7 protein-coding genes and 2 pseudogenes are annotated in these 8,947 nt (G+C 43.9%); 3 read left to right on the top strand and 6 right to left on the bottom strand.

Going from position 1 to position 8,947, the window contains the following annotated elements:
* Positions 1-1,638 (top strand): amidohydrolase family protein (locus ACEW8S_RS14610; RefSeq protein WP_373518871.1); only part of this gene is annotated, 1,638 nt, incomplete at its 5' end.
* A 98-nt stretch (positions 1,639-1,736) separates the two neighbouring features.
* Here the strand turns inward: ACEW8S_RS14610 and ACEW8S_RS14605 are convergent.
* Positions 1,737-1,976 (bottom strand): hypothetical protein, encoded by a 240-nt coding sequence (locus ACEW8S_RS14605; RefSeq protein ID WP_373518870.1) that lies wholly within the window; start codon positions 1,974-1,976, stop codon positions 1,737-1,739.
* A 271-nt stretch (positions 1,977-2,247) separates the two neighbouring features.
* Positions 2,248-2,857, bottom strand: a pseudogene (locus tag ACEW8S_RS14600) (IS1595 family transposase); the annotation flags it as partial.
* A gap of 6 nt (positions 2,858-2,863) precedes the next feature.
* Between ACEW8S_RS14600 and ACEW8S_RS14595 the strand changes: the two are divergent.
* A pseudogene (locus tag ACEW8S_RS14595) lies at positions 2,864-3,280 on the top strand (transposase); the annotation flags it as partial.
* Between the two features lie 93 nt (positions 3,281-3,373).
* Here the strand turns inward: ACEW8S_RS14595 and ACEW8S_RS14590 are convergent.
* The 4 genes from ACEW8S_RS14590 to ACEW8S_RS14575 all read right to left on the bottom strand — a co-directional run bounded on the left by ACEW8S_RS14590 (position 3,374) and on the right by ACEW8S_RS14575 (position 8,046).
* Positions 3,374-4,312, bottom strand: a complete 939-nt coding sequence (locus tag ACEW8S_RS14590) for an RraA family protein (RefSeq protein WP_373518869.1) — start codon at positions 4,310-4,312, stop codon at positions 3,374-3,376.
* Positions 4,313-4,376: 64 nt separating this feature from the next.
* Positions 4,377-5,333 (bottom strand): hypothetical protein, encoded by a 957-nt coding sequence (locus ACEW8S_RS14585; RefSeq protein WP_373518868.1) that lies wholly within the window; start codon positions 5,331-5,333, stop codon positions 4,377-4,379.
* Between the two features lie 52 nt (positions 5,334-5,385).
* Positions 5,386-6,651, bottom strand: a complete 1,266-nt coding sequence (locus tag ACEW8S_RS14580) for a mandelate racemase/muconate lactonizing enzyme family protein (protein ID WP_373518867.1) — start codon at positions 6,649-6,651, stop codon at positions 5,386-5,388.
* An 87-nt stretch (positions 6,652-6,738) separates the two neighbouring features.
* Positions 6,739-8,046 carry a bile acid:sodium symporter family protein gene (locus ACEW8S_RS14575; protein ID WP_373518866.1) on the bottom strand — a complete coding sequence of 436 codons (1,308 nt, stop codon included), beginning with the start codon at positions 8,044-8,046 and terminating at the stop codon, positions 6,739-6,741.
* Between the two features lie 375 nt (positions 8,047-8,421).
* On the opposite strand from ACEW8S_RS14575, the gene ACEW8S_RS14570 reads away from it, so the two are divergent.
* A partial coding sequence (locus ACEW8S_RS14570; protein ID WP_373518865.1) for a ribonuclease activity regulator RraA occupies positions 8,422-8,947 on the top strand: 526 nt, incomplete at its 3' end.

Genomic DNA, 8,947 nt, shown 5'->3' with positions numbered 1-8,947 from the left:
AGTCCGTATTCGGAGATTCTTACGGCACGCAGCCTATTAAAATCTCCTGATAATTCTGCTGATGTACTACCAGCGGGTAAGCTGAAGCTTACCGTGATGGAAAAAACCAGCATTACGGTTGATTCCACTACCGTAGACCTTACTACCTATGCGATGTCGGGAGCAGATTTGAATCCCTCTTATTTTATCGCTGACAATGATCAACGCCTGTTTGCAGTGATCAGCCCGTCGTTTGTTATTGTTCGTGAAGGGTTTGAAGGGCAAGAAAAAGAACTGAGGGCCTATGCCGAAAAATATTCAACGCAGCGCTTTGAATCGTTGCAAAAAAAATACGCGCATAACTATGGAAGAAAGGTGCGCATTGCCAATGTGAAACTATTCGACCCCAAAACATTGTCACTCACGGCGCTTTCATCTGTATTGGTGGATGGTGAGCGTATCGTAAGTATTGATGCCCCTGACGCAACGGGCGAAGATGAAGTGTTCATTGATGGGGCTGGTGGCACCTTGGTAGCCGGAATGTACGAAATGCATGCCCATACCGGGGACGAAGGCGCCCTGTTGAATGTATTGGCGGGAATTACTTCCTTTCGGGATATGGGGAACGACAATGCGGTGTTGGACGAATTGACAAAAAAAATAAATTCAGGGGTTTTGGCCGGACCACGGGTCCATCGCTTAGGGTTTATTGAAGGACAAAGTGAGTACAGCGCAAATAATGGAATCTTGGTTTCCAGTGAAAAAGAGGCCTTGGCCGCAGTGGATAGCTATCATGACATGGGCTTCTATGGGGTGAAATTATACAATTCCATGAACGGGGATTGGGCACCGGCCATCGTTAAAAAGGCACAGAAGTACGGGATGTTCGTATGTGGACATGTACCGGCATTCTCTGATGCCAACGCCATGCTACGGGCCGGTTTTGACGAAATGACCCATATTAATCAGACCATGTTGGGTTGGGTCTTGGAACCCGAGGAAGATACACGAACCTTACTTCGACTTACGGCATTGAAAAGATTTCCGGGCTTAGACCTGAACGGTCCCAAGGTGCAGGAAACCATGGATTTATTTGTGAAGAACAAGACTGCGATGGACCCTACCTTGGCTATCCATGAGGTGTTGATGAAAGCTAGAAATGGGAAAGTCTGGGAAGGCACAAAGGATATTATAGACCATATGCCCCCAAACTCCCAACGTGGATTTAAAGTGGCCTTGGCCGATGTGGCTTCTCCGGAAGACGACAAAGCCTATCGCGAGGGTTATGAAAAAATCGTGGAGACCTTAAAAATGATGAAGGATAAGGGGGTCTTTATCGTACCCGGCACAGATCTGGGAGGTGCCTTCTTCTACCATCGGGAACTGGAGCTGTACCAACAATTGGGCTATACCCCGGCGGAGCTAGTAAAACTCGCCACCTATGATATGGCCCAATATTTAGGGGATGCAGATCTTGGGAGCATTGCCCCCGGTAAACTGGCTGATTTCTTCTTGATTCCTGGAAATCCAATAGAGGACATCAAAGCGATTAAAACAATTTCAATGGTATCCCGTGGTGGTACTTTCTACTATCCAAGTGAGGTGTATCCTGCTTTCGGTATCCAACCCTTCACACCAATGCCGGGAGTAGAAGAGTAAAAACGGAACCAAAACCAGATACTATTTAAAATTTTAACAAAGTAAATCTAAAAGTTCAAATGATCGATTGAATCGGAATTTTTATTTAAATGAGTACCTTAAACAGTTTTGGCATGGTTGGCCTTTGTAGAAAAAGTAAGTTCTTTTTTGACCCTAGTGTTGGTACGCTTGTATAAACGAGCTACCTCGGTAGTAGTTTCTAAGGAAACCTCTTCAGAAATACCTTCAACGGTGCTGGTCATTTCTATTGCGTCTACCCCTGCTGTTTCATCTGCGGTCTGAGCCCGTGCGATAACTCCGATAAAAAGAACAAAGAGTAAAGTTGCTATAGTTTTCATGACATGCGTTTTTATATAAATAGAACGCTGCACTCCGTATTGAACAGAGTCGTAAATCGTTGAACAACACATGATTTTCGGTAATCCGCATACACTGGGTCAAATGGCAAAAAAGTATCGTTGAACGGATTCCCTATAAAAAACACTTTACAGAAACAACCGGCCCTTTGACCGAGTCCAAGGACTGCAGATTTTGAAGTGCAGCAAAAATATTGCATAAAAAAGGCCCATATCTCGAAGAGGACCTTCATACCGGTAATTGTATATCCGTTTAATGTCCACTTGCCGTGATACTCGCTATCACTAGCCTGTCGAATATCCTTTCCCCGAAATACCTTCTATTAAGTTTATAAACGAACTCGTTCAGGTATAGTTGAAGGTATTTGGCCTTGATCTTGTGGTAAATCCCGACAAAATTCCGTTTAGCGTTGCTTATGGCTATATGTACCCACTTCAAGGTTTTCTTGGTGGTCCGTTCGTCGGACTTTTCGCTTATATGGATGTCGACATAGTCGGCAATATTGACGTACGATGTACATTTATCGGTAAAGACGATCGATTCCTCATTGTCCATCGCTTTTTGGAGCGTACGGTCGGTGCCCTGCATTTTATGGTCGGTCAGGACCTTGGTCCTTGAAATATCTACATTGCCACTCCACCTTTCCCGTATCGATGTCCTCCAGAACGGTGCTCTCCGCCATTACCATGACATTGGCCTTTGTCTTGCTGCCACGCCCTTTTTTCTGTGTTGCATGGTCCTTGGCGGAGGCCTCTATCGTGAAATATCCTTCGTCCGCCTCGATCATGCCCTCCAAAGTGTAGCGGTCGTCCCTCTGCCCCATGGCCTTGCGCAGTTTGTGTACCATTGCCCATACGGGCTCCAGCTGCGCCTTGTGCACGTATACAAGGATGACGGGGACAAGGTCGTGGAGATCATCACCAACAATCTGGACTGGAGCGCACGCACGATCGCCGGCCTGTACAAAAAACGCTGGGATATCGAGCTGTTCTTTGTCAAGCAGAACCTGCAGATCAAGACCTTCGTCGGCACAAGCGAGAACGCGGTCAAGTCCCAGATATACGTTGCCCTGATCACCTACCTGCTTCTACAGTTGATAGAAAGGACGATAGCAAAAAAATCGCCCGCCTTTTCCAACTTCGTGGAAAAGATAAGGATGTGCCTGTGCTTTTACCTTACCCTCGACTACGCCTGCAACCACGTGGGCGAGGGCGCGAAGAGGGTACGCGGCCAGACAAAGGTCGATTTCGATGTCGGGAAGGACTTGTTTTCCGCCGTTACCTAATGTTAGGGACTGGATACGGGGCTTGGCAGATGTTTTTTGATTAATTTCGAAAACTTTCGAATAGCAGTGAAGCAATATAATAATAGGCTTTGACTATTTATGTGCATTTAGATAATCATTTAGCTCCTTTCGGGTCATGGGCAACTTGTTATCGGGATAAGCATCGACCCAATTTCTAAAATCCTTTTTCATGGCATCCGTCCATTTTATATCGATTTGTCCGGGAGTATATTTTTTCTCCCGCAAGCGTTGAAATCCAAATTGATCCCGCAAGGCGACGACTTCGGAAGACAATACCAGTTCATTAACCAAATAGGGCGGGATAAAAATTGTTCCAAATTCGTTGGCCAGCACCACATCCCCTGGCAATACAATAGCCCGCCCAATCCTGATAGGAGCATTGATAGAAGTAAGCATCCGTTCTGATGAAGAGGATGGGTCCTGCCCGCGGAACCAGCCATTAAAACCCTTAATCTTCCGCAGTCCATCAAGATCACGAATCCCTCCGTAAAAAATAACCCCGTTTTTTGAATTGTTATAGATGGCATTTCCCAAATTGGAACCAATAATGGCCATGTTTATGAGCTTGTCATAACCATCGGCCACATACACGTCCCCGGGTTGCAAAATCTGTATGGGCCAAGAATTGTCTTTCCCAATGGTATCACGTTTTTCAACTGCTGCTTGCCTTTGTACCACATTCTTAAAATCGGCCCTCAGTGGCATATACTGTGCCGTGACCACTCTACCCGTCATAGGGTCGTCCGGATGGATAATCTGCCAATCCCCCTCGTACTGATTGTTATAACCCTTGCTGCGCAAAAAGCCCCAGGCCTCTTCCATGGCCACATTCTTAAGTCGAGCTAAAATGGCATCGGACACTTTGGGACGGCCATCGGCAAGTCGCTCCCCTTTCCATTGGAATGTCAATGTCCTTATATAGTCCGGAGTGGAAGCTACGTTTTGTGCTTCCATCGTTACAAAGGAAAAAGTTAAGATAAAGAACAACATCCGTATTATTTTGTTTTTCATAATAATTAGAACCTAAAGGTGATTTTTATATTCAGCTGAGAAAATTTCGCATTCTTAATAAATGTTAAAGAGTGTAAAAGTTATAGGTCAGGGTCCATGAAAATGATTCGCCAGGAGCTACTTTCACATCTATGTATGGTTCTGGACATGCAGTTTTCGTAGCCGCCCAAAATACTACACGAGACAAAGGTCTATCACCCATGATATTAACCCCCACACCGGCATTTATACTCTCCAACGTTAAATTGTAATCTTGGGGGTCGGAACTAAACCCTTTGATGGAACCAATATATACGTGCTCATTTTCTGCCAGCCCGCTTTTAAAATTGATCTGGTTGTTTTCAATTTCCGCAAAATCCCGAAGACCTTCGTTATTGGCAATAATCTTGAACGGGAATTGGATTTGATATCCAGCATCAACATTGTTTTCGTCAATAACAAAATAATTGTGGTTGAAGACTTGGGTATCGATAATTTGACTCCCTGAATTTTTTAGGGTATGACTAATTCTCATAGTGGCAACACCTTCCAAAAATTCGATGGTCTTGGTATAGGAATATGGATATGGGCCATTGGTCAATCTATGGTTGAACTCGACCCGATTCTCGTTATGCTTGATCGTCCATTCACCTGTATCAACTATTTTGTACGGATACCCAAAATAATACTTTGCATCATCGGTATTCTCAAGGACGCCTATCCCGATCTTCACAAAGTGTCCCCCAGTTTTGGTTTCCTGATATCCCAAAGGGTCAAATGCCTCCACAGGCCCCATTATAGTGTTCTGTTTGGTGGAATCTTGTGGCCAAATGAACCATTTTCCAAAAAAAGAGTGCCCCTTATATTCAAGTTGTGAAATTACCCCGGCCCAATCAAACCTAGCGCCTTTATAAAACCCATGTTCGGAATCCGGTAAAAGCACTTTTGCTTTTATCAACCCATTTGATAATCTAATATTGGGAACATCCTGTGCATACGCCCTGAAGTAGAGTAATCCTATAAATATTAAAAATAGCAACATTGTTTTCATAATTCCCATACGAGATATCCGTTCATAGCAGTGTTATTTATTTTTAACCCCACCAAACCTCCCCGGGCTCCAAGTGTGATTTTATATAATCGGGATTAAGTTCGATTCCCAAACCCGGTTTATCGGGCACTTCCACATAGCCATTTTTACAAAGAGGACCGTCATGTAGTACCACATCATCCGCTGCATCCCCCGCGAAATAGACCGTTTCGCAGGCCAAGTAGTCCCTGACAGTAGAAGCCCAATGTATTGATGCCATCCCGTTGAGAACACTGCCCGTGTTATGGTTGGCCATTTGGAGAAAATGGAGGTCTGCGGAATCGGCAATCCGTTTACTCTCCGTAAATCCGGTATTGCGCAAGTCTAAATGGACTATATCAATTGCCGAACTTTCAATGAACGGTAATGCGTCCGCTTGATTCCACCAGTTCTCACCGGTACATATTGGAACCGGGGATTCATTGGTAAGTCTGTTCCACCCCACATTATAGGCAACGGGCAGGGGGTCTTCCAGCCAAAGGGGTTTTACCGTCTCAAGGCCTTTTGCCACTTGAATGGCAGTATGCATATTGAATTCCCAATGACAACCGATCATGAGATCGTGATCCCAACCAATGGCTTCTCGAACATTCTCATATCCCTCGATCAATTTTCTCAATCCCTTACTGGAAAGATTTCTATAGGAGGGGTCATATCCAAAATCTTCCGATTCTTTAAGCCGGGGAACGCCAAGCTTGTGGCAGGCTATGCCATTGGCCCGTTCCTTGGCAGCTTGTGCCCAGTCTTTGCAAGCAATCTTATCACTATAGTCCCTTGGGGTATGGTGGTCATATAAACGTACTTTATCCCTGAATTTGCCTCCCAATAAACTATGGGTCGGCACATCCAAGATTTTACCGGCCAGATCCCATAGTGCATTGTCAATTCCATTTACGGCGCGAAATTGGCTATGGGCACTGTCGTCGGAATACTGTAGCCTACTAAAAGAACCTTCTCCTATGTATAAACGATTTATTTGCAAAGGGTCTTTTCCAATGTACAGTTCTTTTAGTCCGTGAATGGCAGCGACTATTCCCAATCCCGGAGTACCATATGCTTCGGCAATCCCGAATAGTCCCGAATCGGTTTCAATTTTCACAAGGCAGTAATTCCTACCTTCGGGAGACACTTTGAAAACCATCGTTTTAATATCGGTTACTTTCACTTTATCCCTTGCCGCTGCCATAAGGCTTTCGAACGGGGAAAGCATCGTTAAGGCCGAAATACTTGCTATGGAATTGAGAAAGGAACGTCTGGATTGTTGTTTCATGGTTTTAATTTTTACGTTTTGCTAAATCAAGAGTATTGTGAATGATTATCCGATGCATGTTTTTGTACAATCAAGAAATCTTATTCTTCAAAGTTTTTGGGTTTCCTTTTGTAGGGCCACATTATCGATTTCTCCTTCAGTAGGTCTATCACGCCAATAATTGGCTATGGCCGACCCTGATATATTCATCCATTTTCCAAAAACAATAGGGGCCAAGGCAGCATTTGCATTGGAAAGGGCATCGATGGCGAGCCCCATGCCCAGTCCGCCATTTTTTAGGGCGACCTCAATGGAAAGCGTTCTACTGTCCCTTTTCGATAATCCTACAGCGCGGCTACCCCAATAGCCCAGAACAAAACCAAAGCCGTTGAGAACGACGGAAGCAGCCACCAAAATAAGTCCGACCTCTAGCAGTTTATCCCGATTGAGCGCAACGACTATGGTCACAAATAACAAAATGGATACCATCGATACGGATGGCAAAATTTTGTCCATCCAGTTCTCATCACCCCGTAACCATTTGACAATTAACTTAGTGAAAGAAACTAGGGCCATTAGTGTAAACCCTAGTATAAGCCCAGGTTTTAGAACGGCCAAACTATCAGGAAATTTGGTAAATATGCACACCACTGAAAGTAGTAAGAAAAGCAGGGTCAAACCTATGATGTTGCGGCCGTTTTGAAGCCACATAGCTTTTCCATACAATATTTTGTTGCTGATCAGACCCGCGGTAATGGGGACAATTATCAGATTAAAACTTGATAACATCATACTTGTGAAGGATATTTCAATAAGTTGGCTCGCAAAGAGTTTCATTAAAAGGGGGGTCACAACGGGGGTAAGCAAGGTTGTAATGGTTGTTACACTTATCGATAATGCGATATTTCCCTTGGCCAAATAGGCCATTACATTGGATGCCGCTCCCCCAGGACAAGAGCCTATAAGAATTAGGCCCACTGCGATTTCGGGAGGTAGGGCAAAGAGCTTTGCCACCAACACTGCCATTATGGGCATAAAGGTAAACGCCATGATGAAACCGGCAATAATTCCTTTTGGAGTACGTAGTTCGTGTCCAAAATCGGACAAGCTCAGTTTTGTGCCCATTCCAAACATAATGAGTTGCAGCATAGGGATCACCAATATTCCGGTATTGAACCCCCAGTCCGTAAATAGGAAAGGATAGTACATGGCCGCAATCAAGAATGCGAACACCCAAAAAGTAAAGCCCATCTTTTTGTACTTGGGATTAAAATAGCCATAAACCGCCATGCCAATAAAGGATAGTAGCAATGGGACTCCAGATTTGGGTAAATACCCTAAGAGAATCATTACCATGGCCACAGCAAAAGAAATTCCTGAAATTATTGGGATGGCTTTTCCAGACTTTTCGAACATGTCGTTGGTTTATTGGTTAAAGTATTTTTAAAATGTTCAAAGATTGTGCGAAAGCAGATTGTTTTCTGGTCAACGAAGCTTTGCAAGGCTTTGAATCCATAACTTGTATGTCGTTTTTGCTTTAGCTGTAAATTTAACCTTCCCTGAGTTTAGACTATTGGCAACACCAAAATTGATATATGTCTGATAAATCTAAGTAAAAATAGCAATCAAAAACTATAAACCTGTAAATTTTTATTACATGAATTGAAATTATTCTATATTTACGACTGATTAATTTTAAATTTTGTCCATTTATTTATAAAAATTAAAGTAATAAAGTGTTATCTTATAATAATTTAAGACATGTAAATAGTTGTCAATCCATATATCCATATGTTAACTTCGACCAAGGAACAATTAAAAGTTACCAGTACCCCAACAATAGCAACAATTCTATTTAAGCTAGGCTTAAGGAACCAATTCATACAGGGGGTCAAGCCCTTGGCTTTGGGAAAGCCAAATATGGTGGGTGAAGCCTTTACTTTACGATACATACCGGCAAGGGAGGATTTAAACCCGATCACTGTATTCAGAAACCCGGAACACCCTCAACGGGTGGCTGTCGAAACATGTCCCGAGGGAGCGGTTCTTGTCATGGACAGTCGTAAAAGTGCCCGTGCCGCATCTGCCGGGTCTATATTGGTCACCAGATTGATGATTAGAGGGGCAGCTGGCGTTGTTACCGATGGGGGTTTTAGGGACTCTCATGTAATCGCGGCCCTGCCTTTTCCATCTTTCCATAAGACTCCTTCGGCACCAACAAACCTAACATTAAATCAAGCGCTTGATATCAACGTTCCAATAGGTTGTGGGGACGTGGCGGTATTTCCCGGAGATGTTATCGTGGGTGACGATGATG

Source organism: Pricia sp. (assembly GCF_041745955.1).
In the GTDB taxonomy this organism is placed as follows: domain Bacteria; phylum Bacteroidota; class Bacteroidia; order Flavobacteriales; family Flavobacteriaceae; genus Pricia.
This window is presented reverse-complemented; position numbering and strand designations above follow the sequence as displayed.

Coding starts and splice junctions, on each gene's coding strand:
- ACEW8S_RS14605 (WP_373518870.1), bottom strand. CDS start 1,976: ATGAAAACTATAGCAACTTTACTCTTTGTTCTTTTTATCGGAGTTATC.
- ACEW8S_RS14590 (WP_373518869.1), bottom strand. CDS start 4,312: ATGAAAAACAAAATAATACGGATGTTGTTCTTTATCTTAACTTTTTCC.
- ACEW8S_RS14585 (WP_373518868.1), bottom strand. CDS start 5,333: ATGTTGCTATTTTTAATATTTATAGGATTACTCTACTTCAGGGCGTAT.
- ACEW8S_RS14580 (WP_373518867.1), bottom strand. CDS start 6,651: ATGAAACAACAATCCAGACGTTCCTTTCTCAATTCCATAGCAAGTATT.
- ACEW8S_RS14575 (WP_373518866.1), bottom strand. CDS start 8,046: ATGTTCGAAAAGTCTGGAAAAGCCATCCCAATAATTTCAGGAATTTCT.